General features: G+C 38.5%; 18 protein-coding genes and 1 pseudogene. 6 read left to right on the top strand and 13 right to left on the bottom strand.

The genetic code is table 11. The features are described from left to right. Positions 1–4 precede the first annotated feature (4 nt). The 5 genes from secF to queA all read right to left on the bottom strand — a co-directional run bounded on the left by secF (position 5) and on the right by queA (position 5,468). Positions 5–919 carry a protein translocase subunit SecF gene (gene secF, locus DFP75_RS02290; RefSeq protein WP_110571879.1) on the bottom strand — a complete coding sequence of 305 codons (915 nt, stop codon included), beginning with the start codon at positions 917–919 and terminating at the stop codon, positions 5–7. 9 nt (positions 920–928) lie between these two features. Further along, a complete protein-coding gene (gene secD / locus DFP75_RS02285) occupies positions 929–2,779 on the bottom strand; it encodes a protein translocase subunit SecD (protein ID WP_110571878.1) in 1,851 nt (616 codons plus the stop codon). A 78-nt stretch (positions 2,780–2,857) separates the two neighbouring features. Continuing rightward, a complete protein-coding gene (yajC, locus tag DFP75_RS02280; RefSeq protein WP_110571877.1) occupies positions 2,858–3,184 on the bottom strand; it encodes a preprotein translocase subunit YajC in 327 nt (108 codons plus the stop codon). A 71-nt stretch (positions 3,185–3,255) separates the two neighbouring features. Next, positions 3,256–4,374, bottom strand: coding sequence for a tRNA guanosine(34) transglycosylase Tgt (tgt, locus tag DFP75_RS02275; protein ID WP_217495023.1), 1,119 nt, complete (start codon positions 4,372–4,374; stop codon positions 3,256–3,258). 32 nt (positions 4,375–4,406) lie between these two features. Further along, a complete protein-coding gene (gene queA / locus DFP75_RS02270) occupies positions 4,407–5,468 on the bottom strand; it encodes a tRNA preQ1(34) S-adenosylmethionine ribosyltransferase-isomerase QueA (protein WP_110571875.1) in 1,062 nt (353 codons plus the stop codon). Positions 5,469–6,462: 994 nt separating this feature from the next. Here queA and DFP75_RS02265 point away from each other — a divergent pair. Both DFP75_RS02265 and DFP75_RS02260 read left to right on the top strand, forming a co-directional pair. Continuing rightward, positions 6,463–6,762 carry a hypothetical protein gene (locus DFP75_RS02265; protein ID WP_110571874.1) on the top strand — a complete coding sequence of 100 codons (300 nt, stop codon included), beginning with the start codon at positions 6,463–6,465 and terminating at the stop codon, positions 6,760–6,762. A 663-nt stretch (positions 6,763–7,425) separates the two neighbouring features. Continuing rightward, positions 7,426–8,058 (top strand): hypothetical protein, encoded by a 633-nt coding sequence (locus DFP75_RS02260; protein WP_110571873.1) that lies wholly within the window; start codon positions 7,426–7,428, stop codon positions 8,056–8,058. Here DFP75_RS02260 and DFP75_RS02255 read toward each other — a convergent pair. The 4 genes from DFP75_RS02255 to DFP75_RS02240 all read right to left on the bottom strand — a co-directional run bounded on the left by DFP75_RS02255 (position 8,055) and on the right by DFP75_RS02240 (position 12,577). Further along, a complete protein-coding gene (locus DFP75_RS02255) occupies positions 8,055–10,049 on the bottom strand; it encodes a hypothetical protein (RefSeq protein ID WP_110571872.1) in 1,995 nt (664 codons plus the stop codon). The genes DFP75_RS02260 and DFP75_RS02255 overlap by 4 nt on opposite strands. After that, entirely contained in the window at positions 10,049–10,417 is a 369-nt protein-coding gene (mobC, locus tag DFP75_RS02250) for a plasmid mobilization relaxosome protein MobC (RefSeq protein WP_110571871.1), read from the bottom strand. The genes DFP75_RS02255 and mobC overlap by 1 nt, the downstream gene beginning before the upstream one ends. Positions 10,418–10,727: 310 nt before the next feature. Then, positions 10,728–11,213: a GIY-YIG nuclease family protein gene (locus tag DFP75_RS02245; RefSeq protein ID WP_110571870.1), complete on the bottom strand. Its 486-nt coding sequence runs from the start codon at positions 11,211–11,213 to the stop codon at positions 10,728–10,730. Positions 11,214–11,233: 20 nt separating this feature from the next. Then, on the bottom strand, positions 11,234–12,577 hold the full coding sequence (locus tag DFP75_RS02240; RefSeq protein ID WP_110571869.1) for a site-specific integrase: 1,344 nt from the start codon (positions 12,575–12,577) through the stop codon (positions 11,234–11,236). A 258-nt stretch (positions 12,578–12,835) separates the two neighbouring features. On the opposite strand from DFP75_RS02240, the gene DFP75_RS02235 reads away from it, so the two are divergent. Then, on the top strand, positions 12,836–13,033 hold the full coding sequence (locus DFP75_RS02235; protein WP_110571868.1) for a DUF2986 domain-containing protein: 198 nt from the start codon (positions 12,836–12,838) through the stop codon (positions 13,031–13,033). On the opposite strand, the gene DFP75_RS02230 is transcribed toward DFP75_RS02235, so the two are convergent. After that, positions 13,030–13,845: a helix-turn-helix domain-containing protein gene (locus DFP75_RS02230; protein WP_110571867.1), complete on the bottom strand. Its 816-nt coding sequence runs from the start codon at positions 13,843–13,845 to the stop codon at positions 13,030–13,032. The genes DFP75_RS02235 and DFP75_RS02230 overlap by 4 nt on opposite strands. Positions 13,846–14,071: 226 nt before the next feature. On the opposite strand from DFP75_RS02230, the pseudogene DFP75_RS02225 reads away from it, so the two are divergent. The 3 genes and pseudogenes from DFP75_RS02225 to DFP75_RS02215 all read left to right on the top strand — a co-directional run bounded on the left by DFP75_RS02225 (position 14,072) and on the right by DFP75_RS02215 (position 17,994). Further along, a pseudogene (locus DFP75_RS02225) lies at positions 14,072–15,497 on the top strand (alanine/glycine:cation symporter family protein). Positions 15,498–15,553: 56 nt separating this feature from the next. After that, positions 15,554–16,957: an aspartate ammonia-lyase gene (locus tag DFP75_RS02220; RefSeq protein ID WP_110571866.1), complete on the top strand. Its 1,404-nt coding sequence runs from the start codon at positions 15,554–15,556 to the stop codon at positions 16,955–16,957. Continuing rightward, a complete protein-coding gene (locus tag DFP75_RS02215; protein WP_110571865.1) occupies positions 16,954–17,994 on the top strand; it encodes an asparaginase in 1,041 nt (346 codons plus the stop codon). The genes DFP75_RS02220 and DFP75_RS02215 overlap by 4 nt, the downstream gene beginning before the upstream one ends. A 46-nt stretch (positions 17,995–18,040) precedes the next feature. Here DFP75_RS02215 and DFP75_RS02210 read toward each other — a convergent pair whose 3' ends face one another. The 3 genes from DFP75_RS02210 to DFP75_RS02200 form a co-directional block, all read right to left on the bottom strand. Beyond that, positions 18,041–18,397, bottom strand: coding sequence for a VOC family protein (locus tag DFP75_RS02210; protein ID WP_110571864.1), 357 nt, complete (start codon positions 18,395–18,397; stop codon positions 18,041–18,043). Between the two features lie 6 nt (positions 18,398–18,403). Next, a complete protein-coding gene (locus DFP75_RS02205; RefSeq protein WP_110571863.1) occupies positions 18,404–19,291 on the bottom strand; it encodes a DMT family transporter in 888 nt (295 codons plus the stop codon). A 112-nt stretch (positions 19,292–19,403) separates the two neighbouring features. After that, positions 19,404–20,450: an NAD(P)H-dependent flavin oxidoreductase gene (locus DFP75_RS02200; protein ID WP_110571862.1), complete on the bottom strand. Its 1,047-nt coding sequence runs from the start codon at positions 20,448–20,450 to the stop codon at positions 19,404–19,406. Positions 20,451–20,481 lie beyond the last annotated feature (31 nt).

Raw genomic sequence — 20,481 nt, 5'->3', positions numbered from 1 at the left:
ACCACTAAGGCATATCGTCTTCTAACTCTTCTTTTGGTGTTGGCACCAAATCTTCACGTGTCACATTCATACCCAGCAATAAATTTGCCGCTACGAAAATAGAAGAATAAGTACCGATCACAATCCCTACCAATAACGCCATAGAGAAGTTGTGAATAGCTTCGCCACCCGCAACAAACAAAACCACCAACACAAACAAGGTCGTTAAAGACGTAATCAAAGTACGACCAAGCGTTTGGTTAATCGACTCATTTACCAAGTCGAAAGGCGTTGTGTCACGCATGATACGGAAATTCTCTCGAATACGGTCACACACGACAATGGTATCGTTTAGGGAGTAACCAACGACAGCAAGCAACGCCGCTAACACAGTCAGGTCAAACTCCACCTCAAAAAGAGAAAAGAAGCCCAACGTGATAATAACGTCGTGTATCAAAGCCGCTACAGAGGCAACAGAGAACTTAAACTGGAAACGCACAGCAACGTAAATCATCACGATTGCCAAGGCAAGTAACATGCCCAGACCACCTTGCTCACGCAACTCCTCACCAACTTGCGCACCAACAAACTCAGAACGCTGAAGCGAAACGTTAGTCTCACCATGATTCTGCAAAGTTGATAACACCTCATCACCCAATGTTGGCGTATAAGAGTTAGCCATACGAACCACTACATCCGTTGGTGACCCAAAGTTTTGCACCACTACATCGGTATAGCCGTTTTCAGCCAGCAAAGCTCGAACGTCATCAAGTTTAGGTGCCTCTTCATAAGCCACCTCGATCAAAGTACCACCAGTAAAGTCCAAACCAAACTGCAGCCCTTTTGTTGCCAAAGAACCCAGAGAGATAAGAATCAAAACAAGAGAAAAGGCTGCGACGATTTTACGCATTGCCATAAACGGAATATTTGTCACTTTCATGGCACCCTCCTAAATATACAGTTTTTTGTTTTTACGACCGCCATACACAAGATTCACCTGTGCACGCGTTACAACAATCGCTGTAAACATCGAAGTAATAATACCCAGTGACAAGGTTACGGCGAACCCTTTAACCGGCCCAGTTCCTACTGCAAACAAGATAACAGCAACCAATAATGTTGTTATATTGGCATCAAAAATCGTAGTGAATGCGCGGTTGAAACCAGAATGTATCGCTTGCTGACTCGGCGTTCCGTTCGCCAGCTCTTCTTTTATTCGCGAGAAAATCAACACATTGGCATCCACCGCCATCCCCATCGTCAACACAATACCGGCAATACCGGGCAAGGTTAACGTAGCAGAAAGCAACGACATACACGCCATCAGAAGGATGATATTCAGCGCCAAAGAAATGTTGGCAAAAATACCAAACACCTTGTAGTAAACCAGCATGAACAACATCACAACCAGCAAACCAATTTGAGCAGAAGTCACACCCAGCTTGATATTTTCAGCACCCAAGCTTGGTCCAATAGTACGTTCTTCAACAAAGTAAATTGGCGCAGCCAAGGCACCAGCACGTAACAACAAGGCAAGTTCGGAAGATTCACGAGGACTATCAAGCCCCGTAATACGGAATGAATTACCTAGCGTCGTTTGGATTGTCGCTAAAGAAATAATCCCTTTTTCGCTATAGCTTCTACGCACTTCTTCCATTTTGCCATCTTTTTCAACAAAACGACTGCGAGATTTGTGTTCAATAAATACAACTGCCATATTTCGACCAACAGCAGAGCGAGTCACTTTACTCATCTGCTTGCCACCCTTGGAGTCCAGGTTAATATTTACCTGTGGGCGACCATTTTCGTCGAAAGAAGAACTCGCATCAGAAACACTGTCACCAGTAATGATAAGGTCACGCTCTAGTCGTGCAGTACGACCACTGCCATCACGGAACGCCAATGTTTCAATATCGGCACCTTTATCGTCTAAGCCTGCTTCCAAATGGAATTCAAGGTTAGCGGTTGCGCCGATAATACGTTTCGCTGCCGCTGTATCTTGCACACCTGGCAATTCAACCACAATACGGTTACTGCCCTGACGCTGCACTAAAGGCTCAGCCACACCCAACTCGTTTACACGATTTCGCAATGTGGTTAAGTTTTGCTGCAAAGCGTAGGATTCAATTTCTTTCTTAGCGGCTTCTGTAAAGCTCACATTCAAGTAGAAATCACTGCCGTCCTGCTGCGTCGCATAGCGATATTCCGAGAAGTCACGTTTCAGAAGCGTTTCCGCCAAATCCAGATCGGACTCTTTCAAGAAGCGAATAGACAAAATACCATCTTCAACATCAACACTGCGATAGCGAATTCGCTCATTACGTAACGCGGCTTTCATTTCGCTGGCGCTGACTTCAAGTCTTTGCTTCAGTGCTGCAGGTGTATCCACCTCCAGCAAGAAATGCACACCACCACGTAAATCAAGACCCAACTTAGCAGGCCCAGCTCCCAAAGAAGACAACCAATCAGGTGTTGTTGGCACCAAGTTAAGCGCCGTTACGAAGTCTTCACCCAAAGCTGCCGCTACAACAGGCTTGGCAGCAAGTTGGTCCTCACCACTATTAAAGCGCAAGGTACCACCAGCAGAAGTAAGCTCTGCTTGTTTTAATTCTATATTCGCTTCAGCAAGCGCATTTTTTGCTTTTTGCAACGACTGCTCATCAACAATAGCAGTACTTTTTTGAGTAGATAATTGTAGCGCTGGATCATCCGGATAAAGGTTTGGGAAGGCATAGAGTAGCCCCAAAGCCAAAACTAGAAGAATTAGCAAATACTTCCACAAGGGGTACTTGTTAAGCATGAAAAATCCTTTAAACCTAAAAAAATGAATAGATCGATAAAGAAGAAAAGCGCCGTAAAGGCGCTTTTCTAAGAAAGGTTAAATAGACTTTAACGTTCCTTTAGGTAAAACAGCTGCAACAGAAGACTTTTGGAATTTCATCTCAATGCCTTCCGCCACTTCAAGCACTACGTAGTTATCATCTACTTTAGATACTTTACCCAATACACCACCGCCAGTTACTACCTCTGTACCTTTCGCCAAAGATGCAATCAAGTTTTTATGCTCTTTTGCACGCTTTGCTTGTGGGCGCCACATAAGGAAGTAAAAAATAACAACGAAGCCAGCAAGAAGCACTAGGTTAAAAATACCTGCATCTGCTGGTGCGCCGCCTTCAGCGTAAGCTGGTGAGATCAATGCGATCATGGTGTTAACTCTCCAATGGTTTATGAAACTGTTGCAAACTCTTTTTCAAGAAATTTGCATGATTTTGTTTATTATTCACTCAAAGCTGGCGTTTCTAGGCCTCGCTTTGCATAAAACTCATCAACAAAGGCGTCAAATCTACCTTCATCGAGCGCTAGACGCAATCCCGCCATGAGTGTTTGATAGTATCGTAGGTTATGAATCGTATTTAATTGTGCCCCTACCATTTCTTGACACTTATCCAAGTGATGTAAATAAGACCTAGAAAAGTTTTTACAAGTGTAACAATCACATTCTTTGTCTAACGGGCCAACATCGTGACGATATTGAGCGTTACGAATGCGAACCACACCATCTGATGTAAACAAGTGACCATTACGGGCATTACGTGTCGGCATCACACAGTCAAACATGTCAACACCGCGACGCACGCCTTCCACCAAATCTTCTGGCTTACCAACACCCATCAAATAACGAGGCTTATCAGCAGGCATTTTTGGTGTCGTGTGATCCAATACCTTCATCATTTCTTCTTTTGGCTCACCCACTGACAAGCCACCGATTGCGTAGCCATCAAAACCAATATCCACCAAACCTTCTAGCGACTCGTCTCGAAGGTTTTCGTACATACTGCCTTGGATAATACCAAACAATGCAGAAGGACTATCACCGTGCTCGTCCTTCGAACGCTTAGCCCAACGCAAACTCATACGCATGGACTTGGCAGCCACTTCTGGCGTCGCTGGATAAGGCGTACACTCATCGAAAATCATGACGATATCTGAGCCAAGATCACGCTGAACTTGCATGGATATTTCAGGACTCAAAAAGACTTTTGAACCATTAATCGGCGAGCGGAAGCTAACCCCTTCCTCGGTGATTTTACGCATTTCTCCAAGAGAAAATACCTGAAAACCACCAGAGTCCGTTAAAATTGGCTTCTTCCATTGCGTAAAGTCATGCAAATCACCATGCGCTTTCACAACATCTGTACCTGGGCGCAACCAAAGGTGAAACGTATTACCAAGGATAATATCCGCACCAATCTCTTCAATATCTTTGGTCAACATACCCTTCACAGTACCGTAAGTACCGACTGGCATAAAAGCTGGCGTTTCAACCTTCCCACGTGGAAACGTCAAGGTAGCACGGCGCGCTTTTCCTGACGTAGTGTGAAGTTCAAAATCCATAAAACATTCTGGACGCTTATCAGACATACGTCTTATTCCTCACCTTGCGGGCCTTTAGCCTGCGCATTTCGTGTAATAAACATGGCATCACCATAACTAAAAAATCGATATTTCTGCTCTACAGCTGTTTTATACGCGGCCATAACATGATCGTATCCCGCAAAAGCACTGATCAGCATAATCAGCGTGGACTCTGGCAAATGGAAATTCGTCACCAAGGCGTCCACTGTTTTAAATTCATAACCAGGATAGATAAAGATACTGGTATCGCCTTGCATCGGCGCAATTTCACCACTTTGGCTTGCTGATTCAAGGCTGCGAACACTCGTTGTACCCACAGCAATCACTCGACCACCACGCGCCTTAGTCGCTTTTACTTGCTCAACCACACTGGGCTCAACTTCAACATACTCAGCATGCATGACATGGTCTTTTACATTTTCAACCTTCATCGGTTGAAAAGTTCCTGCACCAACGTGCAAGGTAACAAACGCCGTTTCTACGCCTTTGGCTTTAAGCTTTTCCAACAGCGCATCATCAAAATGCAACCCTGCCGTTGGGGCAGCGACCGCACCTGGCTTTTGATTATAAACCGTTTGATAACGTTCTTGGTCACTGTCTTCATCTGGACGTTCGATATAAGGCGGCAGTGGCATATGACCTGCTCGTGACAAAACATCCAACACAGATTCATTGAATACAAGATGAAACAAAGCACCTGAACGACCTACCATAGTCGCTTCAATCTGCTCTCCTTTGTCTTGCCCTAAAATCAACTTACTGTTTTCTTTTGGCGATTTACTAGCACGCACATGAGCTAGAGCTTCGTTACCATTGATAACCCGCTCAACCAATATTTCAACTTTACCGCCAGATTCCTTTTGCCCAAAAACACGAGCAGGAATAACTCGGGTATTATTAAACACCATCAAATCACCAGGTTGAACTAAATCCAACACATCTGGAAATTGACGATGAACCACATCCCCAGTCGGACCATCAAGATGCAACAGGCGACTCGCCGTTCTATCCGGCGTAGGGTAATTGGCGATCAATGAATCAGGTAAATCAAAGTGATAATCGGAAACGAGCATGGAAAGAAAGCTACCTAGAAAAAACGACCCAGCATTCTAGCGAAAATCCGTCTAAAAAGGTACTTCCAAGCCACCAGAAGTGAAAAAGATAAAAAATTTTCCTTATTAGCGTTGACATATATTGGAAATACCCTAAAATACGCCTCACCTTTTTCAAGGCCAGTGTGGTGGAATTGGTAGACACGACGGATTCAAAATCGAAACGGTTTATCATATTTTTAAGAAAATATTCTTTAAAATCATCAACATACAGTTTTGAAAAAGTTAAAAAAAGTTGTATAAATGTTGTATAGCTTTTGAAGATTGTGGCGGTATGGTGGAATTGGTAGACACGCTGGATTAATGTGTCTAAAAACTGCTTATTTAAAGCAGAAAGAAAAAAATAATGGGTCCACTTTGTAAGTAATTACATTGTAAAAACTGGATGAATTGCTGGAACTCCTGACCGACGATCAGCAGCCAAGCCCACAGAGCTGGGAAGGTTCAGAGACTACCTGAGCTTATGCGAATAGGCTTAATAACAGGAATTAGCAAGGTGTTAATAGCTTTGTGAAACAGCGTCCAGCCCCTACTTTAGGGTGATGATATAGTCCTTTAAAAGTCAAAATCCTGTGCTTTCGGGCGTGCCAGTTCGAGTCTGGCTACCGCTACCATTAAAAAAATGCCCCTTTATAGGGGCTTTTTTTTATCAAATATATCAATTTTTATAATATAACTTACCTTAGAAGCCAAAAGTAAATTATATATAAAGCAGAAAATTCAACACAGAATTATAATAAAATCGAAATGAACAATAAAATATAACGATTTAGAATCCCTTTATACCAAATACTACTAACATATTGGTAATTCAAGATTCATATCACTCAGTTAGTTTTTATACGCCTATTTTATTTATATTTTTTTCAAGTTGTCAATATTGAAAGCTTATATATTGACTTAATGTAAGATAATGCTTTTATATATATTGATATATATAGGAGATTATCAAAAAATGAAAAAAATATTATTAACAACTCTAATTTCAGTATTTAGCTTAAATTCTTTCGCACTTGATAGATGCAGTGAGTATACAGATGAATATAGAAAAGTCTTATCAGATCGATCTTTCAATCAAAATTTTATGAATGTATTCCATCAGAGCTTAATTTTTTCTCAAAAAGAATTAGAATTTGATCTCATGTCATCAGATGAACAACTTAAAGCAATGACAAGAGTATATACTTACTGCACTATTCAAATAGGAGCTGGAATTGACTTGAAATTATCGTTAGCAATGAATTCTAGTATATAAAACACTCTTCAAGCCCCTTTATGGGGCTTTTGTGGCATATCTCTTTAATATCTTAACCATTCACATCAAAGAATTGCAAAACACGCTTAAAACATCGTTTAAACTCTTTATATAATCATCACTTTCAATCTTTGGCACTTCCAGAAAAGCCGCGCGCGGCATATCTCTTTATGCACTTAATAAGTCTTGCTTTTGTTTTTTGCGTCTTTTTGCGAAAAATAAAAGAAAGAAAATCTAAGTACTTTTTATCTATATTAAAGATTCTAAATTAGTTACTAATTTACATTAGTTAGTAATCTATATTATTAGGACACCATTATTTTACATCTTCATCCACCATTATTTTACTTCTTCATCCACCACTATTTTACTTTGCACACACCACAATTAAGCTTTCACTTTCAATCACACACACCACAATTAAGCTTTTTGACCCAACACTTCAATACATAATTTGACAATTTAAAAAAATATGATTAATTGAAATTATTAACAAAAAAAGTCGCATTCAAATTAATAAATGCGACTTTTAAAAAATTAAACTTCCGCCAAGAAGATATAAATTAATATACATTTAATTGTTATAAAGTCAATGATTAAATTTTTAAAAATGTATTTCTTCACAGTTTAATTTTAAAAATTATACATTAAGGAATATAAAAAATGATCCAATACTTTACAATAGCGAGAGAATTAATGAACAGAGAAAACAAACTACATTATGAATTATTTGATTTTAAACAAAATCACGACATTAAACTATTTGTTGCGATCTTATCAAACGCAACGATGATTTATAAGAATAACAAAACAAATGAAAACTATTTGACTTTTTCATTAAAAAACTTTTTTGCAAGTGATAGTTATTTATGTAGAGCTACTTTAAGTTTTATTTATATCGAAAAGTTTTTAAGAACTAATGAAATAACAATGTCAAAATTTTTCGATTTTATTGATTATGATTTAGAAAATAAAACCATAAGTTTTACTTTTACTGATTTATATATAAAAACTATGGAAAAAAGCGGTTTTAATAAATTAGAACTAAAAACATTGAAAAGTATAAAGGATATAAGAACAACTAAATTAGCGATGATTTTAGCGATGAAACCAAGTGGCTATTTAGACGTAAATTATTTATTTAAAGTTTTAGACCTGTATAAAATTGAGCGAAGAGACAGAAGAATATTCAAAATTAAACAAGCTTTTAAAAGCTTAAATGTAGATGTCGAATATAAATATCCCAAAAATAAAAATTCCCCAGTTTTAGAAGAACACTATAAGTTTTACTATTAAAACTTATAACGTTTTTTATTTGAATTTTCAATTCTCACATTATTATTTAAATCATTCTTATGATCTATTTTAAGTCTTATTAAGTCGTCTTTGTCATTTAATATACTTTTTAATGATCTATCTTTATTTAATTCTTGCTTAACATAATTAACATTATATCTTTTATCTAAATTTGATAATACAAATTGTCTTTGCTCATCAATACTATTGTTTGTTAATTTATTATCATACAGATTGATCAAGTTTGAATTACTCATTTTTTCGTTTAAAACAACACTTTTGACATCATCCAGAGAGATTAAAGAATTTTCTAATTGAAAAAAGAATAAATCATCTTTGTTATTTTTAAATGATATTCTCATAGAATTTAAAGTAAGTTCTTTATTTTGTGAACTTGCACCCTTCCAGCCGTTTTCTTTTGCTATTTTATAAGTCAATTCTAAATCAAAAGTATTAGAATTTGGGCTTAATGAGATAGTTTTTTTATCTTCACTTATCTTTAAATTAAAATTATTTGGTCTTTTTAATTCATCTTTTTTGTTGTAAAAAATCGATAAAGAACCATCAGTGTTTCTAACTTGCTTATAATTATAGTTTAAATCTTTGACATTAAAATCATTACCAATACTTAATTTTTCACCATTTTTAAAACTTCTATTGTTTAAGTATTCGAACAAGTCAGCATCATTTTTTTTAATCTTGCCATAAGTCAAATATGAGTTAATTTTTCCGCCAGCAAGAGAAATATCATAATCTAATGATGTGAATGTTATTCCTCCTGTTCCGTTATCTCTTTTATTTACATAAATTTCTATCTTATTATCATTTAGTATATCAATAAATTCTTTTGTACTTTTAGAATTCCTATAAGCATTATTAACAGTGTTTTTAAGATTTGAGAAAATATCATCATCATTTAAAAGATCATCTTTTTTATTTAAAATATGTCTTTTTTTATTATTAACGATATTAATTTCTTTCTCATTGATTAATTTTTTATCAATTAAATTGTAATGAATATCTTTTCTTTTATCCCTGTCGTTTTCTATTTTACCCTGAAGCTTTGAAACTTCATTTTTATTCTCATTCATTAAGCTTTGCTTATATTCTTTGTCAATTTTTACTTGATCAGTAAACCAGTTTTTAAAAATTTGAAAAACACTGTATTTAATAGGCTTTTCTAATTCTGTAATTTTTCCATAGATTACATTTATTTTATTATTAACTATTTTTTTATTTTCTCTATGAATATCTTTATTCTTATTTATATCTGAAATTAATTTATTTTCTTTTGTTTTCAAAGAATATTTAATATTGCCCAATTCGTCAATTTTCAAATCATAATCAATTGATTTATTTTTAGCTATTTTTTTATGATCATCACTTAAATTTGCAACATATATTTTCTTTTTTTTATTGTTAGCGTCTATTTTCCATATGTAATTTTCTGGATTATTTTTTCCCGTTAAAGTTAATTTATAATCTTTTTCGATTTTTTGAACTGCTGCCTGTCTTTTAAGCCCTGAATTACTCTGTCTATGGTAGTTGCCCATTTCGTCGTGATAACCTCGCACAAGGTGAAAGTGAAGCTTTCCACTATCGACCTGCGGCCAGATCATATATGGCGTTTTTTCAAAATTAGGATCGTATTTTTTAGCTGTTTTTATAGCTAATTTTAAAGCGTTGGTCATACCTAACTTTTCATCATCTTCATTAGAAAAAGATATTATAGAATGCTCGTATAGATATTTTTGGCGAGAATTTTTAGATAGTTGTGAATTAGCATCAACTGACAATATAAAGTTATCTACGAGCTGGTTATAGTCGTTTTGATCATTTATATTTGAGCAATAACCGCAATTAGAACTAACAGAAATCAATCTAGGATTATTAGAATTGTTTAATCCTAGCTTGTTATTGCTGTTATATTTGACAACTTTTTTTAATTGCTTAATCGTTGTAGCTTCGTGTTTTAGTGAGAAAATAGCCATTATTTCCCCCTTCCCGCTTGCTTTACGTGTTTTGTGAAATAATTTTTAGCTTTAATACCTTGATGAAGAAAATCTTTTATTTTCTTTATATCATCATCATTCAGTGATTTTTTTTCATTTGCTATTTTAGCTAATTGATTAAGATTGTTTCCATACTTAATAAGGTGATTTAATACTTTTAAAGAATGTCCATCTTTATCAACATAAACACTTTTAAAGCCTTTTCCATTATTCATATAATGAATTATCAAAGCTTCCCAGTTTTTAAAACCTGAGTTTCTTTTTTGCTCGTTTAACAATTCGAAAGTTGAATCATCTAATCTTATGTGAATGCTTTTTCTTCTATTGTTTTTACTTTTGTTTTCCATTTACAATTCCTTTTTTGTTTATAATTTATCCAAGTGCAACGCGGAAAATTATGCTGTTTATTTTATATCTATCTCTCAAATTTAATTTATTAAATTTCATATTTTCGGAGAAAATCAAGTTAAGTTGGGGAACCCAACTTTCTACTTGCAATATAATACATTTAGCATATTAGATTGATCTGTCAAATTGTTTGAGAAGTTGAAAATATAGATTATAAATATCTATATTAATCACAAATAAGGATATACATATAATATATGATAGAAGAAAGAGAATGACCGCAAGCGGCCTTTTCTGGTTGAAATGTATTTATTTTAAATTATTAATCAAATCATTAATAATAGCATCTAATTTATAAGCTATTTTTCTCGGTGGAATTTTAAAAAGTTCTAATCTTGTTATTTGTGAATGCTCATATAATATTTTATTTATCTCTTGATAAGTTGGTGAGCTATAAATTTCATTTGCTTTTTTTCTTGCCTTTTCTCTTAAATCTTTTTGATTTAAACCTGTGAATGAGTTTTTCCCATCACTCCAACGATAACAAGCTCTGTATTGAGAAAAATAAGTCAAAAATAACAATTCTAGTTTAGACGAATTAACCGCCATAAAAAAAGAAAAATTATATTCTTTATAATTTATATCAGAATTTATATTTTTTATTCTTCTACATAAGTCAGAATTAGTTTTCCCTATTTTCATATATTTTTTATCCTTGGAAATTAAAATATAAGTCCAACCACTCTTTCGTTTTTTTATTTCACTTAGTTCTTTGATTATTTCATATTTTTTCATAATAAAAATTGAGTTTTAATTCATTGATTATTTTTAAAAAACTCTTCCGCATCTCTATGGAACTTTTTAAGATCAGCTTCTGTAGGATCGGGCGGAATATCATCATAATCAGTATACGAGATATTATTAAGAATCGCTTTTAGCTCTAATTCATCACGATTAAAATTTGTTAAACTATCTATATGCACTTGCTGTGATAATTTATAACTATCATAATACTTTTCAATCATTTCAACGGAACTACCAACATATTTCGCAATTAGATAAATATCTACGCCTTGCGTTAATCTTTTAGTAATGAATGTATGACGACAACTATATAAAGTATAATGAGTATTTATTAAATTACTTTCTTTTAAATAATCTGTGAATTGTTTAAAAATATCGCTAAATTCTGCGATTTTATTAAAAGAAGTTTCTAGAATTAACTTATTACTATATATAAAATTTTCAGTTGTGATGTTTTTATCTTGTTGGGTGATTTTCGCAATATTAACTATTGCATTTATTGCTTTTGAGCTTAAAGCAATAACACGACCGTTTGAATATTTTTTAGTCTTGCCTTTCGTTATTTTTACAAGATAATTATCATTTTCAATTAATAAATCATCTTTATAATATGAATGTTTTTTCTTTTTTATATCGTTAAATCGCAAATTTATAAATTCTTCGCCCGTCCTTAGTCCCGTTTCTAACAAAATAATAAAGTATTCATTTAATATTTTTCTATATTCAACGGTCTTAAAATTAGCTTTTCGTCCATTTTTTTCTATTTCGTGAAAGTTTGGTAGATACTCTAAAATAATCTTTAAATCTTCATCATTAAAAGCGTCTCTTGCCTCAACTTTAAAAGATTTTACCTTAGGAATTATAGGAATATCATTTTTCTTAATTATTTTTTCTTCTTCTAAATATTCAAGTATCATTTTAAAACAAGTTTTATTAATGTTTTTTCTCGTAACAGATAATTCTTGACTATCAAAATAATCTCTAATTTTTTTAGTTGTAAAATCAATAATTTCGACGTTTTTAAAAAAAGGAATAATGAAATTTGAAAAGACTGTTTTATAGTCTTTATAGATTTGTAGTTGTGTTTTTTTAGTATCTAACTGAATAATTACATTATTTATAATATCTTCAACATATATTTTCTTATTTGCTAAAATAGCTAAACCCTGCTTGTTTCGATTTTCAAGCTCTGATCGAAGCTCCCAAGCTCGAAATTTTGCTTCATCTTCATCAGCAACTTTCAAACTTCGCTTTATCTCTACCCCGTTAACACGAATACGGGCATAGAAATTTTTAGAATTTTTAAGTCGATAAATCGCTAAATTCTTCGCTAAACGCTCGTATTTTGGTAACATATGGCAATCTCTTATCTCAATAGTTGCATAGAAAGTTGCATAGCAACTTTATAATCAGCTATAAGATTATGATTTTCAAGGGTTTTTGTAAAGCCAGTATAAGTTCAAAATCCGTTGCCTTCGGGTGTGGCGGTTCGAGTCCGCCTACTGGTACCAACATAAAAAAGCCCTGATCATTGATCAGGGCTTTTTTTTCGTTCCTTGAATGTCATTCTTGGATTTTGAAATTACATAAATGCATCATTTTAGGAACAACACATGAATCGCCGTAAAAAGATCAAAAGCATATACGACAAGCGCATTAAGCAAGCCAACCTAAAGGCCAACCCTAAAAAGGCGAAACCTAAGTACATATCTAAGGCTGAACGCGCAAAAATGGAAGCCGAAGCGGCAACTAACCCAAACATTGAAGCCGCTACTGAAACACCTGATACAAACGAGACAGAAGACGCTTAAAATCGCGCTCTAAAATGCCAGTCACCTTCCGTCATATCATTTTTGATTGACTGGCAAATATCCTCGTCTATCTCTTCGCTCTCCGGATCATATAAACCACAATGGGCCACTGCGTACTTTTTGTTTATATTTTTCCCCAAATATTCGTACACAACTCGCACGCAACAAGGCGCTCTTTCGCCACTACCTGACACTCCTAGACGCAAGCCTGTTAAGCGCTCAACGCGATTTCGAAAAGAAGGGTAAAGTATAGTCTGGGTCATTTCCACGTGCGTCTGACTTTCAAAGTCTAGCAAAAACAATCGGTCCGAAAGCAATTGCACAAAACCATTATAAACACCATGGAACGACTTTTTAATATTGCGCGGGTTCAGTCGCTCTATACGTTTATAATAGGTCTTACCGTCTTGCGACTCTATATGAACCAAGGTACGTAATATTTTCCCTGGGCACGCCATAGAGTAATAATACTCAAAATAGTAACCATTATATTTTGCCAAACCCAACTGACCAGACTGGTTAAGTCGATCAAATTGCAGCTGTTCAGGCGTTAGAGCTTTGACCTCTTCAGTCTGACGAATCGGACGCGCCTGCACCAACTTAACGAACTGCTCATGGGCAAGCATCATTTCATGAGGCTCTACACCAAAAAACTCACAGATACGGCGCTGCGTACTGTTGCTCGGCATAGTTGTGCCATTGAGATATCGATTAAATTGCGCACGATTAATATGCAGTCGACGACATACATCCGCAACCGATTTGTAGTAGCTACACAACAACTGCAAATTATCCGCAAAATGTTGAACCATGATGAGTCCTATTTAATCTTATTTTGCATACCAACATAAATTCGCCGCTAGTGTAATAAATCACAAACTATTTAACACGCACAAAATAGTGCTAGTTGATGCTACCATAGCACCAACTAGCATCAGATCGCACCTATTTACGAACTCCCCTTAGTACTTATTTTTCGTTCCAATGGGCACCTCAATACCCCCTTAATAAATCTAAAAACACTAGGAGTTATGATTCATGCTATCCCTTCTCACTGACTTGCTTTGGAGCAAAGTCCTTATTGCGGTGTTAATCGGCCTTGGCATCTGGTTTACCGTTGCAACCCGATTCGTGCAGTTCCGCTACTTTGGCAACATGTTTAGCATACTAACAGCCAAACACCATGAAGCAGACGGCAAACACTTAAGTTCGTTTCAAGCCTTAATCTTATCTGTAGCAGGTCGTGTCGGTGGCGGTAATATTGCCGGCGTAGCTGTGGCGATCACAATCGGTGGCCCAGGTGCTATTTTCTGGATGTGGATTGTTGGCCTAATGGGCATGGCAACCAGCTTTGTAGAATGTCTATTGGCACAAACTTATAAATCGGGCAGATAGTGACGGTTCTTACCGTGGTGGCCCAGCATTTTATATAGAGCGTGGTCTAGGTAAAAACTGGAAATGGCTTGCGGTACTTTACTCTGTATTGTTATTAGCCACATTCGGCATTGCCTTCACGACACTTCAATCCTACTCGGTTGCAACTTCATTAGAAGATGCCTTTGGTATCCAGCCTTACTACAGCGGCATTGGCATGGCGCTCATTGTTGGTCTAATCATTTTCGGCGGTGTAAAACGCATCGCTCAAGTGGCTGAAATCTTAGTACCTATCATGGCTGGCGGTTATTTACTTATCGCTCTGATCGTACTTGCGATGAACCTCAGCGCAATTCCAGATACATTAGTTATGATAGTTAAAAGTGCCTTTGGCCTAGAACCAGCATTTGGTGGAGGCATAGGGGCAGCCATCCTAATGGGTGTAAAACGCGGTCTATTCTCTAACGAAGCCGGTCTGGGTAGCGCGCCAAACGTAGCAGCCGTTGCGCATATTCCACACCCTGCCAACCAAGGTATCGTGCAAGCATTCTCTGTATTTATCGACACCATCGTATTGTGTACTTGTACCGCTCTGATCATTCTTCTTGGCAGCGCGTATGACCCAAGCAGCACAGACACCGTTCAAGGCGTCGCTCTGACTCAAGCCTCTCTCGCCACTCACATGGGTGATTATGGCCGTATGTTTGTCAGTATTGCCTTGCTACTATTTGGTTTTAGTACCATTTTGTACAACTACTACCTAGGTGAAAACAGCGTTAGCTATCTAACGAAATCTGGCAATCATGGTTTCTACATGAACGCTTTTCGCGTCATCATCATTTGCCTATGCTGCACTGGGGCAATCCTTGACCTAGGCACTGTATTTGCTTTCGCGGATTTAAGTATGGGTCTATTGGCATTGGTTAACTTGTTTGCTCTTGCTCTGCTATTCAAAGTGGCTAAGCGCGTGATGAAAGACTTTGACGATCAACGCAAAGAAGGCAACAAAACACCGACCTTTGAAGCCGTTCGCTTTCAAGACTTAGAGCTGGACCAAGAATCTTGGCCAACTAACGACTCTCACCGTTAATCACTCAACCTAGGTTTCACCTCACCGTCACTCGGTGAGGTGTCAGGAAACACAAGATGAATACTCGCTCTGAATACGATTTACTTGGCAACATGGACGTTCCAGCAGATGCTTTTTATGGCATACAAACATTACGTGCTGCGCAAAACTTTTCGATCACAGGCGTTCCAATCTCGCATTTCCCAGAGCTAATCAAAGCGTTAGCCATGGTAAAAGCCGCTGCCGCTCGAACCAACCAAGAAATGAAGCTGCTTTCTACTGAAAAAGCAGACGCCATCGTATTTGCCTGCCAAGACTTAATTCAAGGCCAGTATCACGATCAATTTATTGTTGATGTGATCCAAGGCGGCGCTGGCACATCAACCAACATGAATGCCAACGAAGTGATTGCCAACATTGCATTAACGAAATTGGGCCATGAAAAAGGTGAATACAAATACCTGCATCCCAATGACGACGTTAACCGCTCACAATCCACTAACGACGCCTACCCAACGGCGGCTTGTTTAGGCATTCAATTTGCGGCAGATAACTTTGTTCCAAGCCTTGCTTCCCTAAAAGAAACACTAGAGGCCAAAGCTCGTGAGTTTGCTCACATTGTAAAAATGGGTCGCACGCAACTGCAAGACGCAGTCCCAATGACATTAGGCCAAGAATTCGACGCCTTTGCCGTCACTCTTGGCGAAGACATTGACCGAATTCGTGAAGCATGCACCCTACTGTGCGAAGTAAACCTTGGCGGCACGGCAATCGGCACTGGCATCAACACGCCAGAAGGCTATGCTAAACGGGTGGTAGAGAAGCTAGCAACCATCTCGACAAAACCACTTGTGCCAGCAAGCAACCTAGTCGAAGCAACCTCCGACATGGGCGCCTTTGTGTTTTTCTCCGGCATTCTGAAACGTCTAGCCATCAAACTCAGCAAGATGAGCAACGACTTACGCCTACTGTCCAGTGGCCCTAGAACTGGCTTAGGCGAAATCAACCTCCCTGCTATGCAGCCTGGTTCTTCCATCATGCCGGGCAAGGTAAACCCCGTGATCCCTGAAGCGATGAACCAAACCGCTTATCAAGTTATCGCCTCTGATCTTGCCGTAACATTGGCCGCTGAAGCCGGTCAATTACAGCTAAACGCCATGGAACCTATGATCATTTATAACGTACTCAATTCGTTGAAAATGCTCAAAGAAGCTTGTCAGATGTTAGAGAATCGTTGCATACGTGGCATCACAGCAAACGAAGCCGTTTGCGCAGGTCATGTTGAAAACAGCATAGGCATTATCACAGCCTTGGTTCCACACATTGGTTACGCCAACGCATCACGTATAGCCAATACTGCACTGCATACAGGCAATACCGTTAAAACCTTAGTGATTGAAGAAAACCTGCTTACGGAAGACCAAGTAAATATTCTGCTAAGCCCACAATCCATGTTATCGCCTAGCAAGGTTGTCTTATGAGCGCACAAGTCCTCATTTTATATACAGGCGGCACGATAGGCATGGTACAAACAGAGCAGGGCTTGGCCCCTGCTTCTGGCTTGCAAGAGCGCATTGAAATGGCATTAGGGGCGAGCATCAACACGCTTCCCTCTTTTGAAGTATTGGAAATTTCGCCTTTAATTGACAGCGCCAACATTACGCCTAAGCACTGGACAAAGTTAGTGTCCATTCTTGCAACCCATTGGCAAGATTACGATGGCTTTATCATTCTTCATGGCACGGACACCATGGCGTACACGGCCTCGGCTTTGTCTTTTATGCTGGGTGCTTGTACGAAAAACATAATCTTAACAGGCTCTCAAATCCCCTTGGGCATGAACCGCAGTGATGCCAGCTCCAACTTAGAAGCCGCATTGTCACTGGCAGTCTCCCATAAAATACCGGATGTGAGTTTAGTTTTTGCAGGCAAGCTCATGCGTGGCAGCCGTATTCAAAAAGTCAGCAGTCATTGCATTGAAGCCTTCCACACGCCCAATGACGATTTATTAGGCAAGCTTGATATCGAGATGCGGTTGTATCCTGATCGCATGATAAAGAGCAAAGAAGACGATACGAAAAACCCAGCCACCTCAATTGAAAACAATATTGTCAGCTTTAAAACAGGTGCTGTTGGTATCATCACCCTGCACCCAAGCCAACCAACAGCCATCTATCAAAGCTTATTAGACGACGAAGATTGCAAAGCCATTGTTCTATTAACCTACGGTGCAGGCAATGTACCTGATCAGAACCCTGCGTTTTTATCCTTCTTAACGGAAGCGATGTTACGCAAAAAGAGCGTCGTGAATTTGACCCAATGCCTACATGGTGGTGTGTCTCAGGGCGCTTATGCAGCGGGATCCATCTTATCGTCAATGAATGTATTAAGTGGTAGAGACATGACCTTGGAGGCAGCCTTCTGCAAGCTCCATTGGCTGATTGCCAAAGGGGAAAACTATTACGGCATTCTAGAAAAGTGGAATACAAATTATTGCGGTGAATTTAGCTCCCTATAAATGCATTAAAGGCCTTTACGTTAAGCGATGCAAAGGCCTTTAATGTCTAGTTGTTAGGCTCACTCCATACCGCCCATTCGTTACCACACGGATCCAGAAAGTGAAAACGACGACCACCTGGGAAGTCAAAAATTACTTGTTCAATCGTTCCACCCGCCGCTTGTACTTTTTCAAATACCACTTCGAGTTCATGACTGTATAAGATAATCAGCGCCGCGCCATTTTGAGGCCTTGAACAAAAGTTTGCCTGAAAAAAACCGCCATCCAATCCTGCATTTTCAAATGCTGAATATTCTGGCCCATAGTCTTTAAACCCCCAGCCAAACACCTGAGTAAAAAAAGCCTTATTTAACGCCAAGTCACGCGCTGGCAATTCAACGTAATTGATTTTATTCGATTCCATACACACTCACTTAACGGTCGATGTCACAACCAAGATAACACTCATTACAATAAGAGCACCGCCAATCCACTGTTGTTTCGTGAGTTTTTCAGCGAAGCGCACCTTCGAATAATACAAGGTTCCAATGATTTCAATTTGCCCTAACGTTTTTACCAAGGCCGGATTCACCAAAGCAAAGCCGGTAAACCAACCAATAGAACCTAATGAGCTTAGCACACCCACTTTACAGCTTAACGCCAATTCATTTTTAAATGGTGCTAACAGATCTCGACTCCTATAAATTTGAAGACCACATAAAATAAGAGACTGCATGGCCAAAACATACCAAAGCGTCACACCCGCACTGGTTATCAAAGAGCCAGAGAACGAATGGCTGGCCATCGATGCCGCAACAGACGTAACGGCGAAACAGAAACCACTCGCCAAGCCCAACAACAAAGATATGTCTTTATGAGCTCGCTTAATATTCTGCCACTTTACACTCATTACAACCGCACCCAGCACCCCTAAAAAAATGCCAACCCAGGAACCAATCGTTAACGTGTAATGCAGCAAGGGCAAACCAATCAAAGCGGCCAACACCGCTTCCGTTTTCGCCAACAAAGTCCCCAGCGCAAAGCTGCCAGACTGAAAAGCTCGCAACATAAAATACGTCGCCATCATTTGCGCAATAGCACACACACTCGCCGCAACAAAGAAGCGCGGATTATTATCAACTGACACCCCACCAAACAGATACCAACACACAGCAAGATACAGGGAAACTAAAGGCAAGCCATACAAAGAACGCGACATGGTGGCATGCAAAAAGCCCGCTTCACGAGCCAGAGTATTTTGATACGCCGTTCGAATAGACTGACAACCAGCCGCAAACAGAGTAATGAAGATCCACATATCAACGCCTTAAATTCGATTCAAAGGCGCTAGCATGAGGTTAAGAGAAGTATTTGTAAAAGGAATAAATCTTATATTTTAGATTCCATAAAGGAATGCTTTATAAGGTAACTCAACAAACATCGGCAAATTGCTTAGTTAATTCAAAAGCCGATATTTCTTTGCAACCTGACACATTCTGACCACTCCACAAAGAAGAAAAGCCATCCGAACCATGCTTCTCTGCCAGAGCTTTTAACTGCGCCATTTCCATTGAGGCATGTGGAAACTCAGGAACATTATCATTCATATAACCAAGGTCTTTCATAACTCGGTTAGCGATTCCTCTTGCTGGTCGTCCCGTAAATACATTGGTTAATGCGGTATGGTGAGCTTTTTGGCTTTTTAATGCTGCGCGATGCAACGCCGATGTTTTAGCTTCATCACACAACAAATAGGACGTTCCTATTTGCACCGCCCCAGCACCAAGTGCCAATGCACCATTAATGCTGCGAGCATCACAAACACCACCAGCCGCAACAACAGGGATAGCGACTCGATTCACAATCTGAGGCAATAACGAAAACAGCCCAACCTGCGTAGAAACATCGTTCGAAAGAAACATGCCACGATGTCCACCCGCTTCAACACCCTGTGCAATAACACCATCGGCGCCATTCTCTTCCAGCCAAATAGCCTCTTCCAACGTCGTTGCCGAAGACAACACCTTCGTCCCCCAGCGCTTAATTCGAGCCAGCAAGTCCGGATCAGGCAAGCCAAAGTGAAAACTAATAACAGGTGGAGCAAACGCCTCTATCGCATCAGCAATATCATGACTAAAAGGCATACGCGAAGCCGCCTTTACTGACTCATCATATTGACCAGAAAACTCGTCAAAGTAGTGTTTCAATAAAGCCCGCCATTGCTGATGTTTTTGTTCGTCGTATTCTGCTGTTTTATGACAGAAAAAATTCAGGTTATAAGGTTTAGCCGTAGCCGCTTTAATTAAAGAAACCTGATGAGCAATATCGTCCACGCTCAACATAGCGCAAGGCAAAGAGCCCAAGCCACCCGCTTTCGATACAGCAATAGCTAAAGCGCTGTCTTGAACGCCCGCCATAGGCGCCTGAATAATGGGAGAATCTATTCCCAACCATTCACAGATACGAGATTCCTTCATCTGGTTTCCTTATATTTAACTAAAAATTTCA

Source organism: Marinomonas alcarazii (assembly GCF_003208215.1).
GTDB classification, from domain to species: domain Bacteria; phylum Pseudomonadota; class Gammaproteobacteria; order Pseudomonadales; family Marinomonadaceae; genus Marinomonas; species Marinomonas alcarazii.
The sequence above is the reverse complement of the archived record's forward strand: the minus strand, read 5'-3'. Positions and strand labels throughout refer to the sequence as shown.